Here is a 23981-nt window from a genome sequence, read left to right as displayed (position 1 = left end):
CTGCCCGCCTCAGCCACCTCTCCTCCAAGGCAGATTCATGATCGACATACCTCGCGAAATAATCTTTTTCTCCTTCATTCTCAGCTACGCCGTGTTCTCCCTGGTCTACATACTGCTGACAGCGAACTGGTCCCAACGGTCGGTACTTCTGTTCGGCCTCATTCCAGTCGGCGGCGGCATAGGAATCGGCCTCGGCAAGGGAGAATCGATCGACGTACTGCTCCTCAGCCTGAGCGGCTTCCTCATTACGGTCCCCGTACTGCTTGTTGTGCCTCGTCGCAGGATTTCAATCATTAAAGAGATTTACCGACGCGACGCTGCGGGAGAAAAGGTCGACTGGAAAGAGGCCGAACCACCCATGTGGCTGGTCTGGACCTACGCCTGCGCGATCTGCCTCTGGGCCGCCGTCTCCTTCGTCATCACCGGCGGCTGAGGACTACGGCGGCCCTCATCACCCTCGGTCCCGGCGACAGGCGGGGCCTCGTGACCCGCCAACTCCCGAGTCGCCCACCGATCACCAGGAAGGAAAACGTTGCTCGATATCCCGCGTGAAGCCCTCCTCATCACCTTCATTCTCAGCTACGCCTTCTTCTCCTTGATCTACATACTGCTGACCGTGACCTGGGGTCAGCGGGCCGTGCTTCTGTGGATACTCATACCTCTGGGCGGCGGCATGGCGGCCGGCCTCGGGAAAGGCGAATCGCCATCGGAGGATGAGCATGCTCGACATACCCTGAGCATCCCCCGCAGCAGAATTAAATATCATCAAAGAGTTTTATCGTCGCGATGCCGCGGGGGAAAAGGTCAACTGGGAAGAGGCCTACCCGCCGAGGTGGCTCACTTGGGCATACACCTGCGCGCTCTGCCTCTGGATCGCCGTTTCCTTCGTCATCACCGGCGGATGAGCACGGAAGGAGAGCGGCGGCCTGCGCGCATCGGCGCGGGGCGGGCCGATGTTCGCCGGGGGAGGCGGGTTGCCCCGGATCGCCCGCCAACAGTGCCAAGTTCCTTCCGCCGGACACACCTTTTGTGTGCTCAGGTGCGTTGGGCGCCATTTGGGGCGCACAAGGGTGTTCGGGCCGAGGCTCGATGGCCGGCGCCGGGCTCCCGCGACTCCCGCGAGCCACCGGCCACCGGCCTGTGATCGAGAGGGGCCGGGCGGCGGGTGGCCGATAGGCTTTGGGCATGACAGATCCGCAGCTCGGCCCGGCGCTCGTCGAGGAGGCCACGAAGAAGTCCGGCCTGATCTGGGTCCAGGGCTCGGGGCCCGCCCGGGCGCTCTGGCACGTGTGGCACGACGGCGCGGCCCTGCTGGTGGGGGACGGGCCCGGGGAGCAGCCGCTGCCGGGGCTGGTGGCCGGGGCGGACGCGCGGGTGACCGTGCGGAGCAAGGACAAGGGCGGCCGGCTCATCGCCTGGACGGCGGCCGTCTCGGAGCTCGTACCGCGCTCGGAGGAGTGGGAGAGCGCCGTCGCCGAGCTCAAGGGCAAGCGGCTCAACGCGCCGGACGCGGAGACCATGCCGGAGCGCTGGGCGCGGGAGTGCCGGGTGCTGCGTCTGGTGCCCAAGGACGCGATCACCGACCTCCCCGAGGCGTCCGGCGCCGCCGTCCCCCTGCCGACGCCCGCGACCACGCGGCAGCCGGTCCCGGCCTCCCTGGGCCGGTTGCTGCTGAGGCGGGGCAAGGGCGGCAGGGCCGGGAAGCGCTGACCCTGGAGACGGCGAGCGGAACGCGCTGACCGGCCCGGCTCTCAGGAGTCCTCGGCGACGCAAGTCCTCAGCGACGCAGGAGCCCTCAGCGCCTCTCGTCCGAACTCGGCAGCCGGCTCCCGTAGTCCACCGTCTGCGACTTCGTCGGCTCCTCCAGCTCGAAGTCCTTGTTCCAGTCGGCGAGCGTCACCGTCCCCGCGCCGCCCGCCCGCTGGAGTTGCAGCGGGTACGGCGTGCCCTCCAGCGAGACGTCCAGCGTCCCGCCACTGCCCTTGGCGCCGTTGACCTTGATGGTCCGTACGCCGCCGAGCGTGTCGCGGTCGCCCTTGGTCAGCTCGCCGTGCAGCGTCAGCAGACCGCCGAGCAGCACCTCCATGTCCGTGAAGCCGCTCAACTGCTTGTACGAGGGGTCGTCCTGCGGGACCTTCACGTACTTGTCCGACAGCTTGCCCGCGGCCGACGCGTCCGCGTCCTTGCCCCCGGCTCCGCCGGACCCGCCGGCCCCCTCGCCGGCCTCCTCACCGTCGTCGTCCGCATGGCTCCAGAAGCCGGCGTCGGCCTTCAGGTAGAGGGTCTCCCCGATGCGCAGCAGTTGGAAGGTGCTGCTCTTCGAGGTGACGGAACCGAGGCCGCCGTTCTCCTTGAGCTTCATGTTGAGCTTGTACGTCTGCCCCTTGCTCACCAGCGAGCCGGAGAGCCGCACCGCGTCCGCCCCTGCCACCGCCGTCTGCGCCTTCTTCTGGATCTCGGCGGCCGTGAGCTTGCCGACGCCGTTCGTCCCCTTGTCCGGGTCCACTTCTTCGGCGCATCCGGCCGCCGGACCGGCCAGCCCGACGCAGAGCGCGGCGGTCAGAACGGCTCTGCGGGTACGGCCGGACGACGGGAGAACGGTCACAGACGCACTGCCTCTCAAACGCGCGTGGGGGTGGCAGACCGCAGCGTACCGGGGCCCGGCGGGGCGCTCGACAGAGAGCCGGAGGTCGGCTCAGCGAAGGCGTGGCACAGCGGTACGGGCTAGCCTGAACCCGTTATCCCGCCGAAAAACCGGACATGCGGCGACCGGAGGCGATCTGGCGCGGGAGCGGCCCGGCACGGCGGCACCACCAGGGCGAGGAGGCGCTCGACATGGCGGCAAGCGCCCCCCGTATCTTCGTCTCCCACCTCTCCGGCGTCCCGGTGTTCGACCCCAGCGGCGACCAGGTGGGGCGGGTCCGCGACCTCGTCGCCATGCTGCGGGTCGGCCGCCGCCCGCCCCGGCTGCTGGGTCTGGTGGTGGAGGTGCTCAGCCGGCGCCGGATCTTCCTGCCCATGACCCGGGTCACCGGCATCGAGTCGGGCGAGGTGATCACCACGGGGGTGGTCAACGTACGCCGGTTCCAGCAGCGGCCGACCGAGCGCCTCGTCCTCGGTGAACTGCTCGACCGCCGGGTGCGGCTGGTGGAGACCGGGGAGGAGGTCACGGTCCTCGACATCGCCGTCCAGCAGCTGCCCGCCCGGCGCGACTGGGAGATCGACAAGGTCTTCGTGCGGCGTGGCCGCAAGGGCGGCGCTCTGCACCAGATGACCTCGCGCGCCGCGCTGCCCTGGAAGGGCGGCGGCGGGCGACGGGCGGGTGAGGCGCTGACCGTCGAGTGGTCGGCGGTCACCGGCTTCTCGCTGGAGGAGGAGGGGCAGGGCGCGGAGAGCCTCGTCGCCACCTTCGAACAGCTGCGGCCCGTCGACGTCGCCAACGCCCTGCACCACCTCACCTCCAAACGGCGGGTGGAGGTGGCCTCCGCGCTCGACGACGACCGGCTCGCGGACGTCCTGGAGGAACTGCCCGGGGACGACCAGGTGGAGATCCTGGGGACGCTCAAGGAGGAACGGGCCGCCGACGTCCTGGAGGCGATGGACCCGGACGACGCGGCCGATCTGCTCTCCGAGCTGCCCGAGGACGACAAGGAGCGGCTGCTGACCCTGATGCGGCCCGGGGACGCGGCCGACGTGCGGCGGCTGATGTCGTACGAGGAGCGGACCGCGGGCGGCCTGATGACCACCGACCCGATCGTGCTGCGCCCCGACGCGACGGTGGCGGACGCGCTGGCGCGGGTACGGCAGCAGGACCTCTCCCCCGCGCTCGCGGCCCAGGTGTACGTCTGCCGGCCGCCGGACGAGACGCCGACCGGGAAGTACCTGGGTACGGTGCACTTCCAGCGGCTGCTGCGGGACCCGCCGTACACCCTGGTCAGCTCGATCGTGGACAGCGATCTGCCGCCGCTGCCCCCGGACACCGCGCTGCCCGCCGTGACCAGCCACCTCGCGGCGTACAACATGGTCGCGGCGCCCGTCGTGGACGACACGGGGGCGCTGCTGGGCGCGGTGACGGTGGACGACGTGCTCGATCACCTGCTGCCGGACGACTGGCGCGAGACCGGGTACCACGGTCCGGGAGACCAGGGGAATGGCCACGACCACGTGCCCGGGGACCAAGGGCCGGGAGACAACGACCCGGGAGACACCGGACCAGGGGACAACGGCCCGGACGGCGGTCCGGGAGACAGCGGACCGGGAAGCCCCGGGCCCGAAGGACAGGGCCCCGGCTCCGGCCCCGGAGGACGCGAAGGTCCCGGGCCCGAGGAGGTGACCCGTGGCCGCTGACCGTACGGACCGCGTCGAGCGTTCCCGGGCCGGCCCGGCCACCGGGGCGACCGCGCTGGCGCGCGGCGGCCGGAACCGGCTCGACCAGCCGCGCGCCCCGCAGCGCAAGCTGCTGCCGGAGATCGACCCGGAGGCGTTCGGGCGGCTGTCGGAGCGGGTCGCCCGGTTCCTGGGCACGGGCCGGTTCATCGCCTGGATGACGGTCATCGTCGTCCTGTGGGTCGCCTGGAACGTCGCCGTGCCCGACCGTCTGCGCTTCGACCCCTTCCCGTTCATCTTCCTCACGCTGGCGCTGTCCCTCCAGGCGTCGTACGCCGCGCCGTTGATCCTGTTGGCGCAGTACCGCCAGACCGACCGCGACCGGGTCACCCTGGAGCAGGAGCGCCGGCAGAACGAGCGCTCCATCGCCGACACCGAGTACCTGACGCGGGAGATCGCGGCGCTGCGGATCGGGCTGGGCGAGGTCGCGACCCGGGACTGGATCCGTGACGAGCTGGGGGCGATGGTGCGGGAGATGGCCGAGCACCGTGTCGTCTTCCCCCTGGAGGGCGGGCACCCGCCCCCCGGGGAGGCCGGTCCGGCACGCACCGACACCGATCGCTGACGACCGCCGACGGCTTGCCTGACCAGGACGCGGGCGCCGTACCATCTCCGTATGGCTACCGACACGTACGGAACCGCCGTCCCCGCCGAAGAGGCGGTGCGCGAAGCGCTGGCGACGGTGAACGACCCCGAGATCCACCGGCCGATCACCGACCTCGGCATGGTGAAATCGGTGGACATCGGTGCCGACGGTGCCGTGGCCGTCACGGTCTACCTCACGGTCTCCGGCTGCCCGATGCGCGAGACCATCACGCGGAGCGTGTCCGAAGCGGTCTCCCGGGTCGCCGGCGTCAGCCGCGTGGACGTGGCGCTGGACGTGATGAGCGACGAGCAGCGGCGCGAGCTGGCGGCCTCGCTGCGCGGCGGCACCGCCGAGCGCGAGGTGCCGTTCGCCAAGCCCGGCTCGCTGACCCGGGTGTACGCGGTCGCGTCGGGCAAGGGCGGGGTCGGCAAGTCCTCGGTGACGGTCAACCTGGCGGCGGCGATGGCGGCCGACGGGCTGAAGGTCGGGGTCGTCGACGCCGACATCTACGGGCACAGCGTGCCGCGCATGCTGGGGACGGACGGCAAGCCCACCCAGGTCGAGAACATGATCATGCCGCCGTCCTCGAACGGCGTGAAGGTGATCTCCATCGGGATGTTCACGCCGGGCAACACGCCGGTGGTCTGGCGCGGTCCGATGCTGCACCGCGCGCTCCAGCAGTTCCTCGCGGACGTCTACTGGGGCGATCTGGACGTACTGCTGCTCGACCTGCCGCCGGGCACGGGCGACATCGCCATCTCGGTCGCCCAGCTGGTGCCGAACGCGGAGATCCTGGTGGTCACCACCCCGCAGCAGGCCGCGGCCGAGGTGGCGGAGCGGGCCGGCTCGATCGCCGTGCAGACCCATCAGAAGATCGTCGGTGTGGTCGAGAACATGTCGGGCCTGCCCTGCCCGCACTGCGACGAGATGATCGACGTGTTCGGCACGGGCGGCGGCGCACTGGTCGCCGAGGGCCTGACGCGGACGACCGGCGCGACGGTACCGGTGCTGGGCGCGATCCCGATCGACGTGCGGTTGCGGGAGGGCGGCGACGCGGGCAAGCCGATCGTGCTCTCCGACCCGGACTCCCCGGCGGCGACGGCGCTGCGGGAGGTCGCGGGCAAGCTGGGCGGCCGGCAGCGCGGCCTGGCGGGCATGTCGCTGGGGATCACCCCGCGCAACAAGTTCTGAGCGCGTGCGGGCGTGGACGCGTGAGCGCGTAGAACCCGTACACGTAGAGACGTCGGCGTAGAAACGTATACGGGTCAGGGGCGGTCGCCACATCCATGGCGACCGCCCCTGACCCGTACGGGGCCGAGCCTACGAAGCGCTCATGGAGCGTGCTACGCGTCGCGCGCGTACGACCTGATGTCGGCGATCGCGGAGAAGGCGAGCCCGTACGCGCTCATCCCGCGCCCGTAGGCCCCCAGGTGCACCCCGTTCCCCGGTGACCCCGCCAGCACCCAGCCGAACTCCGACTCCCGGTAGTGGAAGTGCGTCGGCTTCCCGTCGACCGGCAGCGACAGCGACGACCAGGCCGGCCCGTCCAGCTGGTCGGCCAGCTCGAACGCGGCCTCCGTCTGCTGCTTCAGCCAGTCGTCGCGCAGGGCGTGGTCCAGCTGGGCGGGCCAGGTGACGGCCAGCAGCCCCGCCCCGGCCAGCCAGGCCGCCGAGGCGGCCGTGGTCGCGTCCAGGCGGCCCCTGCCGTCGCAGTCGTCGTCCTCGGGGCCCTCGGCCACCGTGACGACCGCCGTGAACCGCTCCCTGTCGTCGCCCGAGGCGTCCGGTCTTATCGACGGCTCCTCGCCGTGGCCGGTGGATCCGTGCCGGACCGTGCCGTCGGCGGTCGCGCCGACCTGCATCAGCCAGCGCGGGCCGGTGAACGCCTCGTCCAGTCCGTACCAGGGAAATGACGCGCGCAGATAGTCGGCGACCGGCCGGCGGCCCGGCTGCGCGCCACCGGTGGTGGGTGAAGTGGTGGCGCTGTGCGCCCCCGCCCGACTCGTCGTCTCCATCTGGACGGCGCCTCCTCGATCTCGTACGCCCGGCAGCGGCCCGCCCCTGACGGGCGCCTGACTGCCGGACAGATGGAGGATAGCCACCCGCCCCCCGAGTAGTCGGGATAGGCGGTGCTCAGGTGGCGTCTGCGTCGAAAGGCGTCCGGGGAGGCTGAGCCGGCTCGTCGCTCTTCTTGAGCGGATCGGGTGTGCTCGCGGGCTTCTTGAGCAGGTCGGGCGTACCCGAGGACTTCTTGAGCGGGTCCGGCGTGCTCGCGGGCTTCTTGAGCAGGTCCGGCGTACCCGAACCGGAGGAGCCTCCGCCGGCCGTGGCCGCCGAGGCGGCGGCCGTCGCGGCCTCCGCGACGGCGGGTTCGCTCTCCCGGCCGTTCACCGCGTCCGCGACGTCGTTGATCTCCTGGCGCAGGTCGAAGCTGCTGCGGATCTCCTTGAGTCCGAACTCGTCGTCCTCGCTCATCAGCTGCTTGCGCACGAAGTTCTTGGGGTTGAGGTCCTCGAAGTCGAAGTCCTTGAACTCGGGCCCCAGCTCGGAGCGGATGTCCTCCTTCGCGTTCTCCGAGAAGGCGCGCACCTTCCGGATGAAGCGGGAGACGTCCTGGATCACCTTGGGCAGCTTCTCCGGACCGAAGACGAGGATCGCAAGGACCACGATCGTGACCAGCTCAAGGCCGCCGATGTCATTGAACACCTTGCTGCTCCTTGGTCGTCCTGGGGCCGAATGGGTCGAGGGTCCGGGCCGCACCACGGTACCCGCCCGAGCTGTCCGGACGGTACCTCCGGGTGACCATCCGGTGCTGGGCGCGAGCCGCCGGCCGCCGCGCGCCCCGGCCGCGTCGGCCACCGCCGGCCGTCGTCGGCCGCCGTCAGCCGCTGTTCGCCGAACCCAGGGTCAGTGTGACGGTACGCTCCTCGCCGCCGCGCACCAGGGTGAGCTTCAGCCGGTCCCCGGGGCGGTGGGCGCGGATCTTGACGATCAGCTCCTCGCCGCCGTGCACCCGCTGGTCGTCCACCGCGGTGATGACGTCCCCGGGCCTGATCCCCGCCCGGGCGCCGGGGCCGCCGGTGGTGACGGAGGGACCGCCGTCGGCGGCCTTCGCCCCGACCTTGGCGCCGTCGCCCGCGTACTCCATGTCGAGGCTGACCCCGATCACCGGATGGGTCGCCCTGCCGGTGTTGATCAGCTCCTCGGCGACGCGTTTGCCCTGGTTGATGGGGATCGCGAAGCCCAGCCCGATCGACCCCGACTGGCCGCCGCCCAGGCCGGTGCCGTTGTCCGCGGCGCGGATGGCGCTGTTGATGCCGATGACCCGGGCCCGGGCGTCCACCAGCGGGCCGCCCGAGTTGCCGGGGTTGATCGGGGCGTCGGTCTGGAGGGCGTCGACATAGCTGATGTCGCTGCCGTCGCCCTTCTCGCCGCCCGCGGTGATGGGGCGTTCCTTGGCGCTGATGATCCCGGAGGTCACCGTGTTGGACAGGTCGAACGGCGCCCCTATGGCCACGACCGGGTCACCGACCTGGACGTTGTCGGAGTTGCCCAGCGGAAGGGGCGTGAGCCCGGAGACGCCGGTGACCTTGACGACGGCGAGGTCGTAGCCGCTGTCCTTGCCCACGAGCTTGGCCCGCGCGGTCTCGCCGCCGCTGAACGTGACGGATATCTCGCCGCCGGAGGAGGCCGGGGAGACGACGTGGTTGTTGGTCAGGATGTGTCCCTGCCGGTCGAGGACGAAGCCCGTGCCGGTGCCCTGCTCGCCGCCGCCGTTGACGTGGAGGGTGACGACACCGGGCAGCGCGCTGGCCGCGATGCCCGCGACGCTGTCGGGTGCTCGGCCGCCCGCGTCACGTCCGGCCTGCGGGAGTTCGACGCGGCTGAAACCGCCGTTGCGCTCGATGTACGCGCCGACCGCGCCACCGGCGACGCACGCGGCCATCGCGAGCACCGCCGTGACGACGAGCCCGGCCCGCCGCCGCTGGGGGCGCGGCTCGCCGTACTGGGGCCCGTACTGGGTCAGGGGCTGCCGGCCGACGGCGGCGGGGCTGCTCCACGGGTCGTACCGGAGCCACGGGGAGGGCTGGGGCTGGTGCGGTGTCTGCGGCTGCCCTTGAGCCGGGGCCGGAGCGGACGCCGGGGCCGGGACCTGCTGCGGGGCCGGGGCGGACGCCGGCATCTGTGTCGTGGCCGGCGCGGGCCCGGGGATCTGGCCGTGAGCTGGCCGCGGTGGCTGGACGGCGCTCTGTGCCTGCGGCGGGGGCGCGTAGGGGCCCGGGGGCTGTCCGTCGCCGTTCGGCCCGTACTGACCGGCGTACGACGGCAGCGGGGTGCCGTGCGCGGGCGTGGGGAACTGGACGGGCGGGGCCGGCGCCCAGGGGCCGGGGCCGCCGTAGGGCGGCGTGCTGTACTCGTCGGGCTCGTGCAACGGCCGCGGGCGCTGCCGCGCCGGTACGCCGTCCCCGTCGGCCGGGGGGTCCCCGGGCCCCGCGGTGCCCGGGCCGGAAGCCGACGGGGGCGGCGGGGCGGCGGAGATCTCGGAAGCCGGTGCCGAGGTCGAGGCCGGATCCGGAGCCGAGGTCAGGGCCGGGGCCGGGGCCGGGGATTCGGACGGGGCCGGTGTCTCGGGCGGCGCTCCGGCTCCCGAGTCGGCGGCGGGCCCGGGCGGTGAAGCCGAGGAGGAAGGAGTCTGACGAGCCGTCACCTCTGTCGCCTCTGCCGCTTCTGCCGCACCCGCCGCGCCGGCCGCCGCTGCCGCGTCATCCGGAACGCCGGAAAAACCTGACGTGTCGTCACCGTACGGCTGAGGCCCGGCCGTTGCCATGGGATCCGTCGCGGGACGGCTCCACCACTTCGCCTTGGGTCCCGTGGGCTGCCCGTCGTCCATGCTCTCCCCGCACCTGCCGCTCCGCGCCGCACCGGGCGCCCCTGCGAGGATTCAACCAGGTTTACGAATGTCCGCGCAGGGCCCTGTTCGAACCGCCCCGCCGTCGCCGGACGCACGCCATGAACGGCCCCGCGGGGCGGAGCCCGGTCAGCGGCGGGTGGAAATCGGCAGGCCCGGCCGGGTGGGGGCGGCCATCTGCGTGGGGCGGGGCGTGACCGTGGCGCTGACCACGGACGGCGCGTCGACCTGCACTGCGGGGCCGGCCGGCTGGATCAGCGCCCCGGCCGCCGTGCCGGGGGGCAGCCCCGCCGGGATCATGGGGTCGGAGAGCGGCTCGGTGCGGAAAACGCCGGGCGGGGCCGTGGCCGCCGGGCGGTCCACGGACTGCGGCGCCCGGCCGCTGTTCCCCCCGCCGCCGGCCTGGCGCCGGGCCGAGTCGCCGCTCACGGAGGCGGGAAGCGTGCCGGGCGCGCGCATCGGCGTCACGTTGTTGCCCGCGCCCCGGGGGAGCACATCGGCCGAGCTCAGCGGCATCGCCCCGCCGAGGGCCATCGCCGCGAACGAGACCGCGCTGGCCGCCGCGAACGCGAACCGCCGGCCGCGCCACGGCGAGCGCTCCGCTTCCTGCCGGCCCACCTCGTGGATGCGGAAGCCGGAGCCACGGGGCAGCACCGCCGCGGAGGCACCGGCCGGGAGATAACCGAAACCGTCCGTCCGGACACCGAAAACGCCATCACCGAAGCGCCCCCCGTCGAACAGACCTTTTCCGTCGTCGTCATCTCCCGGCAGGCCGCCGGGCAGCGCCTGGAGTCTCGCGAGCAGTCCGGCCGAGGGTTGCGGCGGGGCGCTCTGGGCGAACACGGATTTGAGCCGGCGCTGGGCATCGGCCTCCGCCTTGCACTTCGCACAGGTCGCCAGGTGGGCCAGCACGCGCTCGCGCGCGTCATGGTCCAGCTCCCCGTCCACGAGCGCGGCGAGTCGGTCCCCCAGATGATGCTCGGCGGGGGTCGGGCTTGTGCCACTCACGCCGGCCCGACCTCCCCGGCCACGCCCACGAAGGCGCGCTGCTCGGCCCGGGCCTCGGGGGAACGGTGCTTGAGGGCCTTGCGCAGATGCGAGCGGCCGCGGTGGATCCGGCTGCGGACCGTGCCGAGCTTGACCCCGAGCGTGGCCGCGATCTCCTCGTAGGAGAGCCCCTCGATGTCGCAGAGCACCACCGCCGCCCGGAACTCGGGGGCCAGGGTGTCCAGCGCCTGCTGGACGTCCGCGTCGAAGTGCGTGTCGTGGAAGACCTGTTGGGGCGAGGGCTCGCGGCTGGGCAGCCGCTCCGCCGCGTCGTCGCCGAGCGCGTCGAACCGGATCCGCTGCTTGCGCCGGACCATGTCGAGGAACAGGTTGGTCGTGATGCGGTGCAGCCAGCCCTCGAACGTGCCGGGAGTGTAGGTCGAGAGCGAACGGAAGACCCGGACGAAGACTTCCTGGGTCAGATCCTCCGCGTCGTGCTGGTTGCCCGTGAGGCGGTAGGCGAGGCGGTAGACACGTCCGCTGTGCGTGCTGACGATCTCCTCCCAGCTGGGGGGAGTCCACGCCTGCGATTCCGCATCCGATGCGAAGGTCGCGGTCACTGCGGAGTCGTCGGAGCGAGAACGGTCAGCGATGTTGGTCACGGATTTCGGCTCGCCGGCTGACCTGAGAAAGCGCCTCAGCGCTCCTCCCCGATCCACAGGCGCAGCCGCACCTCCCCTATCGGCTCTGGTGGTGTCCAGTGGAGCCCCTACCATAGCCACTCCGCCCGTTAGCTCCGGATAAGAATCTTTACGCGAATTTGGGCCCGGCCACCAGCCCCGAACCGCGCGTTCCACACCCCCTCATAACGCCTGGTCCCATCTGCGGGTTCCCGGGCCCAGCGGATACAGTCACCGTTGCGCCGACAACGGGGACAAGGAGAGGGTCATTACCGCCAACCGGCAGACGAGCTGGGCGTTCGCCGACGCCTTTGTCGCCGAGGACGAAGCACTGCGCTGGGCCCGTGACCGGGCCCGGGAGTCGGGGCTCCGCTCGGTGTCACCGGGCACCGGCGCCGCGCTGCGTCTGCTCGCTGCCACGCTGGACGCGAAGGCGGTGGCCGAGATCGGCACGGGGACCGGCGTCTCGGGGACGTACCTGCTGCTGGGCATGCGCCCGGACGGGGTCCTGACCACGGTCGACACGGAACCGGAGCGCCAGCAGTTCGCCCGGCAGGCGTTCCGCGCGGCGGGCTTCGCCGGGAACCGTGCCCGCTTCATCCCCGGCCGCGCCCTGGACGTCCTGCCCCGGCTCGCGGACGGCGGGTACGACCTCGTCTTCTGCGACGGCGACCGTCTGGAGTGCCTCGACTATCTCGCCGAATCGCTGCGGCTGCTCAGACCCGGCGGACTGGTCTGTTTCGAGGGCATGTTCGCGGACGGCAGGACGGTGGACGGGGCGGCCCAGCCGGCGGAGGTGCTGCGGGTGCGCGAGCTGCTGCGGGCCGTACGGGAGAGCCAGGATCTGCTGCCGACGCTGCTGCCGGTGGGCGACGGCCTGCTGTGCGCGGTGCGCCGGTAGAGAACGCGCACCGGTAGAGAACGCGCCGGCCGGCAACGGCGGCGCGGGCAGGAAGCGGCCGGAAGCGGCGCGCGGAAAAGCGGCCGGGAGCCGGTGGAGAGCGGTGTGCGGGCGGAGAGCGGCGCACCGACGGGGGCCTGTACGACGGAACGCTGCCCCGGTACGGAGTCTCCCGTACCGGGGCAGCGAACGGTGGTGCTGGATCCGGGGCGCCCGAGCGGGCCCCCGAAGGCTGGGAGCGTCCCGCTCAGCCGACGACCTTCTTCAGCGCGTCGCCGAGTGCGTCCGCCTCGTCCGGGGTCAGCTCGACGACAAGCCGACCGCCGCCTTCGAGCGGAACGCGCATGACGATGCCCCGCCCCTCCTTGGTCACCTCGAGCGGGCCGTCGCCCGTTCGCGGCTTCATGGCCGCCATGCTCGTTCCCCTTCCTGAAACCAGCTCATCGCAGCCGGCGGCCCCATGACAGGCGCTGTGTCACCGGCATCGAACACATTGCTTCCAGCCCATTATCCCGCATGGCGGGACCCGATGACCAACATCGGTCGGCATCGCTTGAGCAACGCCCTTTCGCAAAACCACCCAATTCGGGGATCCGCCTGCGATACTTCGCCACCGCGCGTACGGAAGCGGGCGCACTTTCTTGGACGCGGGTCACATGCCCGGGCCCGCGATCTCCGCCATGCTGGGCCCGGACAGGACCGCCGGAGCCGCGAAGGGGACAGGAATCATGGCCGACACCGTGCTGTACGAGGTGGCTGACGGACTCGCGACGATCACGATCAACCGGCCCGACGCCATGAACGCGCTGAACGTCGCCGCCAAGGTGGCGCTCCGGGACGCGTTGCTCGCGGCGTCGGCCGACCCCGGTGTACGGAGCGTGCTGCTGACCGGCGCGGGCGAGCGGGCGTTCTGCGTGGGCCAGGACCTCAAGGAGCACACGGCGCTGCTCGCGGCGGACCGGGAGAACGGTACGAGCGCCACGATGAGCACGGTGCGCGAGCACTACAACCCGATCGTGCGGGCGATCGCGGAGATGCCCAAGCCGGTGGTGGCGGGGGTCAACGGCGTCGCGGCGGGGGCGGGCCTCGGCTTCGCCCTCGCCGCGGACCTCCGGGTGGTGGCGGAGACGGCGACGTTCAACACCTCGTTCGCGGGGGTGGCGCTGACCGCGGACTCCGGCGTCTCCTGGACCCTCCCCCGCCTGATCGGCCACGGCCGGGCCGCGGACCTGCTGATGTTCCCGCGCTCCGTGACCGCCGCCGAGGCGCACGGCTGGGGCATGGTGAACCGTCTGGTCCCGCCCGCGGCCCTGCGCGCCGAGGCCACCGCTACCGCCCGCGCCCTGGCCGGGGGCCCGACGTCGGCGTACGCCGCGATCAAGGAGTCACTGGCGTACGGGGCCGGTCACCCGCTCGCGGCGACGCTGGAGAAGGAGGACGAACTCCAGACGACGGCGGGCAGGTCGGAGGACCACCGGATCGCGGTCCAGGCGTTCCTGGCGAAGGAGAAGCCGCGGTTCGTGGGCCGCTGAGCCCGTCCCCGCGGGCTCCTGACCGCGCGTGCGGACCCCCCCCGGCCGGCGGAGGCGTGCCGCTCGGCGCGCCGCCGGCCGAGGGCGTGGCCACGCGGGGCCCCCACACCCGCTACGCCGCCCGCGCCACGCACCCCGCCAGGTGGTCGTTCACCAGCCCGCACGCCTGCATCAGCGCGTAGGCCGTCGTCGGCCCCACGAACCGCACGCCCCGCCCCTTCAGCGCCTTCGCCAGCGCCGTCGACTCGTCCGTCACCGCCGGCACGTCCCCCACCGTCCGGGGCGCCGGCCGGCCCGCCGGGTCCGGGGCGTACGACCAGATCAGCGCGTCCAGCTCGCCCTCCGGCCACTGGGCCAGGACCCGCGCGTTCGCCAGGGTCGCGTCGACCTTGGCGCGGTTGCGGATGATGCCCGGGTCCGCCAGCAGCCGCTCCCGGTCCGCGCCGGTGAACTCGGCCACGGACGCGATCTTGAACGAGTCGAACGCCCGGCGGAAGCCCTCACGCCGGCGCAGGATAGTGATCCAGGACAGCCCCGACTGGAACGCCTCCAGACTGAGCCGTTCGAACAGGGCGTCGTCCCCGTGGACCGGACGGCCCCACTCGGTGTCGTGGTACTCCAGGTAGTCCTCGGCGGACAGGCCCCACGGGCAGCGCGGCCGCCCGTCCGGCCCCGGAAGAGCGCTGCCCCCGGTCATCGGTCGGTCTCCTCTCCCGGCTTCTTGAACAGGTCCGCCGACGAGACCGCCGTCGCCTGCGCCCCCGCCAGTGCCGCCTCCAGCTCCGCGATCCGCGCGTCCCGCTCCGCGAGCTCCGCGCCGAGCCGGCCGAGCACGTCGTCCACGTCCGCCATCCGGTAGCCGCGCGCGCCCACCGGCAGCCGGAGCGCCTCCACGTCGGCGCGGCCCAGCGGGCGGTTCAGGGGCAGGGGATCCACCAGCTGCTCGGGAGCGGTCTCCGGCAGGACCGCGCGGTCGCCGCCGCCCACGACCGCCAACGTGACCGCGGCGACCACCACGACCATCGCGATGAGCAAGAACAAGAACACGAGTTTCTCCCCTGGCAGGAAAACGTCCTGTGCCGATCGTGCCATGCGCCACCGACAGCCCCGGCCGCGCCGAGGGGCGGACGGGGCTGCTCCGGAATGGCTCGCCGGGAGGGGCACTAGGGTCGCAGGCGGACGGAACACGAGGAGGACACAGGGCATGCGCGGCGGGACACTGCGGCTGGGACGGCGGGAATTCGGGGCGCACGAGCCGGTGATCATGGCGATCGTCAACCGGACCCCTGATTCGTTCTACGACCAGGGCGCGACCTTCCGCGACGAACCGGCCCTCGAACGCGTCGAGCGCGCGGTCGCGGAGGGCGCCGCGATCATCGACGTGGGGGGCGTGAAGGCGGGGCCGGGCGAGGAGGTCTCGGCCTCCGAGGAGGCGCGCCGCACGGTCGGTTTCGTCGCCGAGGTCCGCCGCCGCCACCCGGACGTGGTCATCAGCGTGGACACCTGGCGGCACGACGTCGGCGAGGCGGTCTGCGAGGCGGGTGCCGACCTGCTCAACGACGCCTGGGGCGGGGTGGACCCGCGCCTCGCGGAGGTCGCCGCCCGGTACGGCGCGGGCCTGGTCTGCACGCACGCGGGCGGCGCCGAGCCGAGGACCCGGCCGCACCGCGTCTCCTACGACGACGTGATGGCGGACATCCTGCGCGTCACGCTCTCCCTCGCCGAGCGCGCCCTCGCCCTGGGGGTACGCCGGGACGGGATCATGATCGACCCCGGTCATGACTTCGGCAAGAACACCCGCCACTCGCTGGAGGCGACCCGCAGGCTGGACGAGATGGCCGAAACCGGCTGGCCGGTGCTCGTCTCGCTGTCCAACAAGGACTTCGTGGGCGAGACGCTCGACAAGCCGGTCAGGGAACGCCTGCTCGGCACGCTGGCGACGACGGCGGTCTCGGCCTGGCTCGGCGCCCGCGTCTACCGGGTCCACGAGGTGGCCGAGACCAGGCAGGTGCTGGACATGGTCGCCACGATCGCGGGACACCGTGACCCGTCGGTGGCGCGCCGCGGCCTCGCCTGAGTCACGCGAGGTCCTCGCCCGAGTCACGCGAGGTCCTCGCCCGAGTACCCCGACGGCCTCGCGGGAGCGCACCACCCCGCCGGTCCGCCGGCCCGCCGCCCGTCCGGCTACCCGTCGTGCCCCGTCTCCTTCGTCACGAGCGCGACCGCCTCGTCCACGTCGTCCGTGACGTGGAACAGCAGCAGGTCCTTCTCCGACGCCTTGCCCTGGGCCACCACCGTGTTCCGCAGCCACTCCACCAGGCCTCCCCAGTACTCCGTACCGAAGAGCACGATCGGGAAGCGGGTGACCTTGCGGGTCTGCACCAGCGTGAGCGCCTCGAACAGCTCGTCCAGGGTGCCCAGCCCGCCGGGCAGGACCACGAACCCCTGGGCGTACTTCACGAACATCGTCTTGCGGACGAAGAAGTAACGGAAGTTGACGCCGATGTCGACGTGCGGGTTGAGCCCCTGCTCGAAGGGCAGCTCGATGCCGAGGCCCACGGAGATGCCGTCCGCCTCCCGCGCCCCTCTGTTCGCCGCCTCCATCGCGCCCGGTCCACCGCCCGTGATCACCGCGAACCCGGCCTCGACCAGTGCCCGGCCGATACGGGTTCCGGCGTCGTACTCCGACGAGCCCACCGGGGTGCGCGCCGAGCCGAAGACACTGATGGCACTGGGCAGTTCGGCGAGGGCGCCGAAGCCCTCGACGAACTCCGACTGGATGCGCATCACCCGCCAGGGATCGGTGTGCACCCACTCCGAGTCGCCCTCGGTGTCCAGCAGCCGCTGATCGGTCGTACCGGGCTGGATCTGCTCCCTGCGGCGGATCACCGGTCCGAGCCTTCGTTCCGCCGGCTTGCGCTCTCCGTCAGGCACGCCCATGACCTGCTCCCTCCGCTGCTGTGCGTCGTTCCCGGCAAGCGTAGGCGCACGGAGATGACGGGCGGCGGAATTTCCTAGGTCGTCCCGGGGCACAGGCCCCCTCAGCTGGTGAGCCAGTCGCGCAGCCGCGCCTCGCAGTGCCGGATGCGCTCCACGGCCACCCGCTCGTCGCGCTTGTGGGCGAGCAGGGGATTCCCCGGCCCGTAGTTGACCGCGGGCACGCCGAGCGCGCCGAACCGGGCGACGTCCGTCCAGCCGAACTTCGGCCGCGCCGTACCGCCCACGGCCGCCATGAACGCCGCCGCCGCGGGATGCGAGAGCCCCGGCAGCGCCGCGCCGGCGTGGTCGTCCACGACGAACTCGTCGACCCCGCAGTCCGCGAAGACCTCCCGGACGTGCGCGAGCGCCTCCTCCTCGCCGAGGTCGGGGGCGTAGCGGTAGTTCACGACGACCGTGCACGCGTCGGGGATCACGTTCGTGGCGACGCCGCCCTCGATGCCGACGGCGTTGAGGCCCTCGTGGTACTCCAGCCCGTCGATCACCGGCCGCCGGGGCTCGTAGGCGGCGAGCCGCGCCAGGATCGGCGCCGCGGCGTGGACGGCGTTGGTCCCCATCCAGGAGCGCGCGGAGTGGGCCCGCTCCCCCGTCGTCCGCAGGTGGACGCGCAGCGTGCCCTGGCAGCCGCCCTCGACCTCGCCGTCGGACGGCTCCAGCAGCACGGCGAAGTCGCCTTCCAGCCATTCCGGCCGGGCCTCCGCCACATGCCCGAGCCCGTTCAGGTGCGCGGCGACCTCCTCGTTGTCGTAGAAGACGAACGTCAGGTCGCGGTTGGGCTCGGGAACCGTCGCGGCGATCCGCAGCTGCACGGCCACCCCCGACTTCATGTCGCTCGTGCCGCAGCCCCACAGCACCCCGTCCTCGTCCAGCCGTGAGGGCACGTTCCCGGCGATGGGGACGGTGTCGATGTGCCCGGCCAGGACGACCCGCTCGGCACGGCCCAGGCCGGTCCGGGCCACCACGTTGTTGCCGTACCGGTCGACGGTGAGGTGGGGCAGCGCCCGCAGCGCCTGTTCGATCGCGTCGGCGAGCGGCTTCTCCGCACCGCTGACCGAGGGGAAATCGACCAGGCTCGCGGTGAGCGCGGGGCCGTCCTGCGTGAGGTCAAGAAGGGTCTCAGACATGCTCGTGACCTTAAACGAGCGGACCTCGCGCCCGCTCACGCGTCCGCCCCGCCACCCGTGCGCGCGGGTGTCCGGAGATCGGCCGTGAGGGTCTTCCGTCTCCAGTACGGTGAGCCCGTGTCCGAGACCGCCTCCCCCCGCCGCCGTGGCGGCAGACTTCTCCGTACAGGGGGCGCGCTGGTCGTCCTCCTGGCTGTGGCCGCTTATGTGGCGGTGACGTATCTGACCAGTCAGGAGGGCATACCCCGGTGCGTGGTCCGGGCCACGGACCCTCCGGACGGCACGGGCCGCTCGTACGAGATGACCCCCGAGCAGGCCGCGAACGCCGCGACGATCTCCGCCGTCGGCACCACCCGCGGCATGCCGGAGCGCGCCGTCACGATCGCGCTGGCCACCGCGATGCAGGAGTCGGCGCTGCGCAACCTGGCCCACGGCGACCGGGATTCGCTCGGACTGTTCCAGCAACGCCCCTCGAAAGGGTGGGGCACGCCCGCGCAGATCCAGGACCCCGTCTACGCGGCCAACGAGTTCTACGAGCACCTCGCCGAGGTCCGCGACTACCCCCGGCTGCCGCTCACGGAGGCGGCACAGCGCGTGCAGCGCAGCGGTTTCCCGGACGCGTACGCCAAGCACGAGCCGGACGCCGCCCTGCTGGCCGCGTCCCTCACCGGCCGGTCCGCCGCCTCGCTGACCTGCTCGGCGCCGGACGGGCGGCCCGGCGACCCGGCGAAGGTCCGGGCGGAGCTGGTGCGCGCGTTCGGTTCCGACGTGCTGCCGGCCGGTGCCGGGGCCGCGGTGACGTCCTCGGCCGGGGATGTGATCGCCGTACCGGTACGGGAGGTGTCCGGCGGCCCGGGCGGTGTCCCGGAGGACGGCACCGACGCCGGCCGGACCCGCGACCCGTCCGGTGTCGAGGCCATGAGCGGGATCTCCGTCGGCGCCCGGGCCGGAGCCGGTGACAAGCGCGCGGAGGGGGCCGGGGACGGCACGCGGGCCCGGCGCGGCTGGGAACTGGCGCAGTGGGCCGTGGCGCACTCCTTCGCCCTGCGGATCGACGAGGTCGCCTACGCGGACCGGTTCTGGCGCGCGGAGGAGTCGTACAAGGGCTGGCAGCGCAGGGGCGGCCAGGGATCGGCGGGGAAGCCGAGTACGCCGAGCGGTGCGTCGGGGGCATCGAGCGCGTCGAACACGTCGGCGGCTTCCGGTACGGAAGAGGTCCGGATCCGCACCGCACGGTAGTTCGGCGCATCGCCCGCGGCGGTGCACCTGCGGCGCACGACGCGTTTTTACCGCGGCCCGCCGCAACCTCCGCCGCCCCTCGGCGGGTTGAGCCAGTGCGTCGTCCCGGCCGGTGCCTCCACCGGACCGGTCGCCGGACACGACGCGCTGTCCCGCTCATCCCCGCTTGATTCCTCCGAAGGAGCACGATGTCCCTCTCTCTCACCCGCCGGATCGCCCGCACCGCGCTGATCGTCGCGGCGGGCGCCGCCCCCGTCCTCGGCGCGGCCGGCGCCGCGAACGCGGCGGCTCTCCCGGAGTCCACCGGCCTGGGCGCGGTCAGCGCGCTCGACGGCGGCACCCTGGGCGACACCGTCGGCAAGACCGCGGGCAGCGCCGGTGAGGCGCTGGGCGGGGCCACCACCGAGGCCGGCAAGACCACCGGGCAGGTCGGCGCGCTCGGCGGCGGGCTGTCCACCGACGGGCTGTCCACCGACAAGCTGCCGATCGGCTGACGGACGGGTCCGCGCCGTACCCGTCCTGTCCGGTCCGCGCGGTTACCGGCACACAGGACACAAGAAGCACAGGGCAGCACAGGAAGGGGAGGGGGCCGGGGAGTGCGCACTCCCCGGACCCCTCCCTCGTGTCCCTCGTGTGGGGACAGGTCCTACCCCAGCCGCTTGACCGCCGCGTCGATCCGCTCGTCGGTCGCCGTCAGCGCCACTCGTACGTGCCGCTCCCCGGCCACCCCGTAGAAGTCGCCCGGCGCCACGAGGATCCCCAGCTCCGCGAGGTGCGCGACGGTGTCCCAGCAGGGCTCGTCCCGCGTCGACCACAGGTACAGGCTCGCCTCGCTGTGGTCGACGCGGAATCCGTGCGCCTCCAGCGCCGCCCTCAGGGCGGTGCGCCGCGCCGCGTACCGCTCCCGCTGCTCCTGTACGTGGCGGTCGTCGCCGAGCGCCGCGACCGTCGCCGCCTGCACGGGCGCCGGGGTCATCATCCCGCCGTGCTTGCGGATCTGGAGCAGCTCGCCGAGGACGGCCGGGTCGCCCGCCAGGAAGGCCGCGCGGTACCCGGCCAGGTTGGACCGCTTGGAGAGCGAGTGGACGGCCACCAGACCGTCGTACGTACCGCCGCAGACCTCCGGGTGCAGCACGGACACCGGGTCGGCCTCCCAGCCCAGCTCCAGGTAGCACTCGTCGCTGAAGACCAGCACCCCGTGCCGGCGCGCCCACGCCACGATCCGCGTCAGCTCCTCCTGGGACAGCACCCGCCCGGTCGGGTTGGACGGCGAGTTCAGCCACAGGAGCCGCAGGCCGGCCGGGTCCAGCTCCGTGGGATCGTCGTAGACGACGGGCTCGGCGCCGCAGAGCCGCGCCCCCACCTCGTATGTCGGGTAGGCGAGCCGCGGGTACGCGACCCGGTCGCCCGGCCCGAGGCCGAGCTGGGTGGGCAGCCAGGCGACCAGTTCCTTGGAACCGACGACCGGCAGGACGTGCCTGTGCGTCACTCCGCGCGCCCCGAGCCGCCGCTCCACCCAGCCGGTGAGCGCGTCGCGCAGCGCGACCGTCCCCCACACCGTCGGATATCCGGGCGAGTCGGCCGCCGCCACCAGCGCCCGCCGGATCAGCTCCGGCACCGGGTCCACGGGGGTACCGACGGACAGGTCCACTATGCCGTCGGGGTGGGCCGCGGCCGTCGCTTTGTAAGGCTCGAGCTTGTCCCAGGGAAAGACCGGAAGGCGCGAGGAGACTGCGGCTGCGGACACGGGTGCTCACTCTTTCTCGTGCGGATTCGCTCGTACGTACCGGTGCGTACATACGAAACACCCCGGTCCCGTACAGCGCGAGCCGTACGGGACCGGGCGGGGTGGCACTGTCAGCCGTTCTGGGGCGGCAGTGCGGCGATGAAGGGGTGGTCACGCTCGATCAGGCCGAGCTTGGAAGCACCACCGGGCGAACCGAGCTCGTCGAAGAACTCGACGTTCGCCTTGTAGTAGTCCTTCCACTCCTCCGGGGTGTCGTCCTCGTAGAAGATCGCCTCGACCGGGCAGACCGGCTCACAGGCTCCACAGTCGACGCATTCGTCCGGGTGGATGTACAAGGACCGGGAGCCCTCGTAGATGCAGTCGACCGGGCACTCCTCGATGCACGCCTTGTCCTTGACGTCGACACAAGGCTGCGCGATGACGTAGGTCACGCTGTCGTTCCTCCTCCATAGGGCGCGGCGGGCCGATCTGCGGCTCCGTCCACAGGCGCGCGGGAGCGCGGCGTCGTCGATGCCCACATCTAGTATCTCCGTTCTTGAGCGGGATCCGAACAGGAGGGGCGTGCGGAGCCGTGGAATTCACTGCCGGCGGACGGTTCGAGGTCCGAATCACACCGTCTGACGTGGGAAAACGCGTATCGGTCCGGCGGCTTACGGGCGGCGTGGCGGGCGCGGAGAAGTTCACCGACACGGTCGGCGTTCTCACATCCTGGGACGCCGGTGTGCTGCTGATCACACGGCGGACCGGGGAGAGCGTGCGGGTGCCGGAGTCGTCGCTGGTCGCGGGCAAGGTCGTGCCCGCGGCACCGGCCCGGCGGCGCGGTCCCGCGGCGACCTTCGAGGAGCTGGCCCGGGCGGGCGCGCGGGCCTGGCAGCCGGTGGAGAGCGAACGGCTGGGGTCGTGGGAGCTACGCGCCGCGGCGGAGGCGGGGCCCGCCGGACGGCGGGAAGAGGGGCCGGGCGACGCACGTCCTGCCGGGGTGGCGGTCGGGCGGCGGGAAGAGGGGCCGGGCAACGCACGTCCTGCCGGGGTGGCGGTCGGGCGGCGGGTGGGATTCACCCGGCGGGCGAATTCGGTGCTGGCCGTCGGAGAGCCCGGCCTGGAACTGGACGAGGCGCTGGCACGGGTGCGGCGGTGGTACGAGGAGCGGGGCCTGCCCGCGTACATCCAGGCGGCGACCGGGGCTGAGGGCACCCAGGAGTGGCTGTGCGCGGAGCTGGAGCGGCGCGGCTGGCGCGCGGAGGTGACGGCGGAGGTGCGGATCGCCGCGCTCGCGCCGCTCGCGGACCGGGACGTGGACGTCTCGGGCGTACGGCTGGACCGGAGCTGTGACGAGGCGTGGCTGCGGCGCTACCAGCGGCTCAGCACGGCCGGGGCATCGGCGGCGCCCGCGCATGTGCTGCATGTGCTGGGCAGCGGCCCTTCGGTGTGGTTCGCGACCGTGCCGGGGGGCGGTGGCGGGAGCGGCGTCGGTCCCGTACCCGGGGAAGGCGGCACGCCCGGCGGACGGCCCGCACCGCCGCCCACGCCCGCGGCGATCGGCCGGTGCGTGGTGGACGGACGCTGGGCGGGCTTCATGGCCGTGGAGGTCGACCCGGCCCGCCGCCGGGAGGGCCTGGCCACCGCCGTGATGACCGCTCTGGCCCGCCGTGCGCTGGACGAGGGCGCGTCGGCCGCCTGGCTCCAGGTCGAGTCGGACAACGAGGCGGCGCGGGCACTGTACGAGGGCATGGGATTCACGGTCCACCACCGCTACCACCACTTCCGCGCGCCGTGAGCGGGTACGGGGCCCCTATGTCACCCATGTCCCCCGGGGATCCCGGCCGCGCCGAGCGGCGCCGGCGCTTCGCCGAGGAGGCCCGCGCGGCGCGGCCCGACCTGGCGACGCTGTGCCTGCTCGTGGCGGCGGAGGCGGACCCGGCCCGCGGCGAGGCCGGACTCGACGCGGCCCAGGCAGAGCTGGACCGGCTGGCCGGTGAACTCCCCTTCGGCCTCACGGACCCGCGCGCATGGGCCCGCGCGCTGGCGGATCTGCTGGGCACCCGGTACGGCTTCCACGGCACACCGGGCGACTACCGGCTGCTGGAGTCCTCGCTGCTGCCCGAGGTGCTGCGGCGCGGGCGCGGGCTGCCGATCCTGCTCTCGGTGGTGTGGATCGAGGTGGCCCGGCGGGCGGGCGCGCCGGTGTACGGGGTGGCCCTGCCGGGCCACTTCGTCGTGGGCTTCGGAGCGCCGGACGAGCGGGTGCTCGCCGACCCCTTCGCCGGTGGCGGCACGCTGACGGAGGCCGACGCCGCGCGGCTGGTCGGCGGCGTGACGGGGGCGGCCCTCGAACCCTCGATGCTGGTCCCGGCCGACCCGCTGGAGACGGTCCTGCGCGTCCTGAACAACATCCGAGCCTGGGCCGCGACGCGCCCGGAGCGCAGCGACGTCTCGCTGTGGGCGGTGGAACTGTCCCTGCTCCTGCCGGCCCACCCGGCGCGACTGCGCTACGAGCGCGCCCAGGTGCTGGTGCAGCGCGGCGAGTTCCTGCTCGGAGCGGCGGAGATGGAGGAGTACGCGCGGGTGGTGGAGGCGGTGGAGCCGACGACGGCGGAGTCGATCCGCACCCGCGCGCGGGCGGCCCGGGCACGACTGAACTGAGCGGGGCCGCCTGTCGGCGGTGCCCGCCTGGTCTCGCCAGGGCGGTCGGGACCGTGCTGGGCTGTGGCCGCCGGGGTTCTGTGCCCGGTGGGTGGTGCCGGGGCGGGGCCTCCGGAGGTACATGTCCGGACGGCATGATTTACGACGCGCAGGAGGCGTACGTATGGACTCGGGCGTACGTCGCGCGTCACAAATCACGCTTTAGTGTCCGGACACGCACCTCCTACGACCCCACCCCTCCCGCCCGGGG

General features: G+C 72.8%; 25 protein-coding genes and 2 pseudogenes. 13 read left to right on the top strand and 14 right to left on the bottom strand.

Going from position 1 to position 23981, the window contains the following annotated elements; all coding sequences use genetic code 11:
- Positions 1 to 37: 37 nt before the first annotated feature.
- A complete protein-coding gene (locus IG02_RS0129985) occupies positions 38 to 433 on the top strand; it encodes a hypothetical protein (protein ID WP_030754827.1) in 396 nt (131 codons plus the stop codon).
- Positions 434 to 514: 81 nt separating this feature from the next.
- On the opposite strand, the gene IG02_RS41800 is transcribed toward IG02_RS0129985, so the two are convergent.
- Complete coding sequence (locus IG02_RS41800; protein ID WP_158712396.1) at positions 515 to 730, bottom strand: hypothetical protein; 216 nt, start codon at positions 728 to 730, stop codon at positions 515 to 517.
- A 455-nt stretch (positions 731 to 1185) separates the two neighbouring features.
- Here IG02_RS41800 and IG02_RS0129980 point away from each other — a divergent pair, with 455 nt between their 5' ends.
- Entirely contained in the window at positions 1186 to 1710 is a 525-nt protein-coding gene (locus IG02_RS0129980) for a hypothetical protein (RefSeq protein ID WP_030754825.1), read from the top strand.
- 85 nt (positions 1711 to 1795) lie between these two features.
- Here IG02_RS0129980 and IG02_RS0129975 read toward each other — a convergent pair whose 3' ends face one another.
- The gene (locus IG02_RS0129975; protein WP_030754823.1) at positions 1796 to 2605 is read right to left on the bottom strand and encodes a hypothetical protein; all 810 of its coding nucleotides are present in this window, start codon (positions 2603 to 2605) and stop codon (positions 1796 to 1798) included.
- A 230-nt stretch (positions 2606 to 2835) separates the two neighbouring features.
- Between IG02_RS0129975 and IG02_RS0129970 the strand changes: the two genes are divergently transcribed.
- From IG02_RS0129970 to IG02_RS0129960, 3 genes are read left to right on the top strand one after another with little or no spacing between them, the layout of a single operon-like run.
- Complete coding sequence (locus IG02_RS0129970; protein WP_234314964.1) at positions 2836 to 4347, top strand: magnesium transporter MgtE N-terminal domain-containing protein; 1512 nt, start codon at positions 2836 to 2838, stop codon at positions 4345 to 4347.
- Positions 4348 to 4402: 55 nt separating this feature from the next.
- Positions 4403 to 4951 carry a DUF1003 domain-containing protein gene (locus IG02_RS0129965; RefSeq protein ID WP_420707805.1) on the top strand — a complete coding sequence of 183 codons (549 nt, stop codon included), beginning with the start codon at positions 4403 to 4405 and terminating at the stop codon, positions 4949 to 4951.
- Positions 4952 to 5002: 51 nt separating this feature from the next.
- On the top strand, positions 5003 to 6163 hold the full coding sequence (locus IG02_RS0129960; RefSeq protein ID WP_051765894.1) for an Mrp/NBP35 family ATP-binding protein: 1161 nt from the start codon (positions 5003 to 5005) through the stop codon (positions 6161 to 6163).
- 152 nt (positions 6164 to 6315) lie between these two features.
- Here the strand turns inward: IG02_RS0129960 and IG02_RS0129955 are convergent, their stop codons facing one another.
- The 3 genes from IG02_RS0129955 to IG02_RS0129945 form a co-directional block, all read right to left on the bottom strand.
- Complete coding sequence (locus IG02_RS0129955; protein ID WP_030754815.1) at positions 6316 to 6987, bottom strand: hypothetical protein; 672 nt, start codon at positions 6985 to 6987, stop codon at positions 6316 to 6318.
- 118 nt (positions 6988 to 7105) lie between these two features.
- On the bottom strand, positions 7106 to 7678 hold the full coding sequence (locus tag IG02_RS0129950; RefSeq protein WP_030754813.1) for a sec-independent translocase: 573 nt from the start codon (positions 7676 to 7678) through the stop codon (positions 7106 to 7108).
- A gap of 175 nt (positions 7679 to 7853) precedes the next feature.
- Complete coding sequence (locus tag IG02_RS0129945) at positions 7854 to 9404, bottom strand: trypsin-like peptidase domain-containing protein (RefSeq protein ID WP_234314961.1); 1551 nt, start codon at positions 9402 to 9404, stop codon at positions 7854 to 7856.
- 64 nt (positions 9405 to 9468) lie between these two features.
- Here IG02_RS0129945 and IG02_RS43995 point away from each other — a divergent pair, with 64 nt between their 5' ends.
- Complete coding sequence (locus IG02_RS43995; protein ID WP_234314960.1) at positions 9469 to 9669, top strand: hypothetical protein; 201 nt, start codon at positions 9469 to 9471, stop codon at positions 9667 to 9669.
- Positions 9670 to 10010: 341 nt separating this feature from the next.
- On the opposite strand, the gene IG02_RS0129940 is transcribed toward IG02_RS43995, so the two are convergent.
- On the bottom strand, positions 10011 to 10889 hold the full coding sequence (locus IG02_RS0129940) for a zf-HC2 domain-containing protein (protein WP_030754809.1): 879 nt from the start codon (positions 10887 to 10889) through the stop codon (positions 10011 to 10013).
- A complete protein-coding gene (gene sigE / locus IG02_RS0129935; RefSeq protein ID WP_199814109.1) occupies positions 10886 to 11644 on the bottom strand; it encodes an RNA polymerase sigma factor SigE in 759 nt (252 codons plus the stop codon). Before sigE ends, IG02_RS0129940 begins: the two co-directional genes overlap by 4 nt.
- A gap of 141 nt (positions 11645 to 11785) precedes the next feature.
- Between sigE and IG02_RS0129930 the strand changes: the two are divergent.
- Positions 11786 to 12449 (top strand): annotated as a pseudogene (locus IG02_RS0129930) (O-methyltransferase).
- A 247-nt stretch (positions 12450 to 12696) separates the two neighbouring features.
- Here IG02_RS0129930 and IG02_RS39940 read toward each other — a convergent pair.
- Positions 12697 to 12864 (bottom strand): DUF3117 domain-containing protein, encoded by a 168-nt coding sequence (locus IG02_RS39940; protein ID WP_003966491.1) that lies wholly within the window; start codon positions 12862 to 12864, stop codon positions 12697 to 12699.
- A gap of 313 nt (positions 12865 to 13177) precedes the next feature.
- Here IG02_RS39940 and IG02_RS0129920 point away from each other — a divergent pair, with 313 nt between their 5' ends.
- On the top strand, positions 13178 to 13981 hold the full coding sequence (locus IG02_RS0129920) for an enoyl-CoA hydratase-related protein (protein ID WP_030754803.1): 804 nt from the start codon (positions 13178 to 13180) through the stop codon (positions 13979 to 13981).
- A 112-nt stretch (positions 13982 to 14093) separates the two neighbouring features.
- On the opposite strand, the gene IG02_RS0129915 is transcribed toward IG02_RS0129920, so the two are convergent.
- Positions 14094 to 14678 (bottom strand): DNA-3-methyladenine glycosylase I, encoded by a 585-nt coding sequence (locus IG02_RS0129915; protein ID WP_030754801.1) that lies wholly within the window; start codon positions 14676 to 14678, stop codon positions 14094 to 14096.
- On the bottom strand, positions 14675 to 15028 hold the full coding sequence (locus IG02_RS0129910) for a hypothetical protein (protein ID WP_030754799.1): 354 nt from the start codon (positions 15026 to 15028) through the stop codon (positions 14675 to 14677). The genes IG02_RS0129915 and IG02_RS0129910 overlap by 4 nt, the downstream gene beginning before the upstream one ends.
- 157 nt (positions 15029 to 15185) lie before the next feature.
- On the opposite strand from IG02_RS0129910, the gene folP reads away from it, so the two are divergent.
- Positions 15186 to 16058 (top strand): dihydropteroate synthase, encoded by an 873-nt coding sequence (gene folP, locus IG02_RS0129905; RefSeq protein WP_030754797.1) that lies wholly within the window; start codon positions 15186 to 15188, stop codon positions 16056 to 16058.
- A gap of 107 nt (positions 16059 to 16165) precedes the next feature.
- Here folP and IG02_RS0129900 read toward each other — a convergent pair whose 3' ends face one another.
- Positions 16166 to 16921, bottom strand: coding sequence for a TIGR00730 family Rossman fold protein (locus tag IG02_RS0129900; RefSeq protein ID WP_030754795.1), 756 nt, complete (start codon positions 16919 to 16921; stop codon positions 16166 to 16168).
- A gap of 101 nt (positions 16922 to 17022) precedes the next feature.
- Positions 17023 to 18102, bottom strand: coding sequence for a succinyl-diaminopimelate desuccinylase (gene dapE, locus IG02_RS0129895; protein WP_030754794.1), 1080 nt, complete (start codon positions 18100 to 18102; stop codon positions 17023 to 17025).
- Positions 18103 to 18219: 117 nt separating this feature from the next.
- On the opposite strand from dapE, the gene IG02_RS0129890 reads away from it, so the two are divergent.
- Together IG02_RS0129890 and IG02_RS0129885 are read left to right on the top strand one after the other, a co-directional pair.
- Positions 18220 to 19341: a hypothetical protein gene (locus IG02_RS0129890; RefSeq protein ID WP_030754792.1), complete on the top strand. Its 1122-nt coding sequence runs from the start codon at positions 18220 to 18222 to the stop codon at positions 19339 to 19341.
- A 188-nt stretch (positions 19342 to 19529) separates the two neighbouring features.
- Positions 19530 to 19835 (top strand): hypothetical protein, encoded by a 306-nt coding sequence (locus IG02_RS0129885; protein WP_030754790.1) that lies wholly within the window; start codon positions 19530 to 19532, stop codon positions 19833 to 19835.
- Positions 19836 to 19987: 152 nt separating this feature from the next.
- On the opposite strand, the gene IG02_RS0129880 is transcribed toward IG02_RS0129885, so the two are convergent.
- Positions 19988 to 21088, bottom strand: a complete 1101-nt coding sequence (locus tag IG02_RS0129880; protein WP_030754788.1) for a bifunctional succinyldiaminopimelate transaminase/glutamate-prephenate aminotransferase — start codon at positions 21086 to 21088, stop codon at positions 19988 to 19990.
- Between the two features lie 110 nt (positions 21089 to 21198).
- Positions 21199 to 21519, bottom strand: coding sequence for a ferredoxin (gene fdxA, locus IG02_RS0129875; protein ID WP_003985062.1), 321 nt, complete (start codon positions 21517 to 21519; stop codon positions 21199 to 21201).
- Between the two features lie 620 nt (positions 21520 to 22139).
- Here fdxA and IG02_RS43990 point away from each other — a divergent pair.
- Together IG02_RS43990 and IG02_RS0129865 are read left to right on the top strand one after the other, a co-directional pair.
- Positions 22140 to 22865, top strand: a pseudogene (locus IG02_RS43990) (GNAT family N-acetyltransferase); the annotation flags it as partial.
- A 26-nt stretch (positions 22866 to 22891) separates the two neighbouring features.
- Entirely contained in the window at positions 22892 to 23731 is an 840-nt protein-coding gene (locus tag IG02_RS0129865; protein ID WP_030754783.1) for a transglutaminase-like domain-containing protein, read from the top strand.
- Positions 23732 to 23981 lie beyond the last annotated feature (250 nt).

The sequence above is a fragment of the Streptomyces sp. NRRL F-5135 genome, assembly GCF_000719775.1.
Lineage (GTDB): Bacteria > Actinomycetota > Actinomycetes > Streptomycetales > Streptomycetaceae > Streptomyces > Streptomyces hebeiensis.
This window is presented reverse-complemented; position numbering and strand designations above follow the sequence as displayed.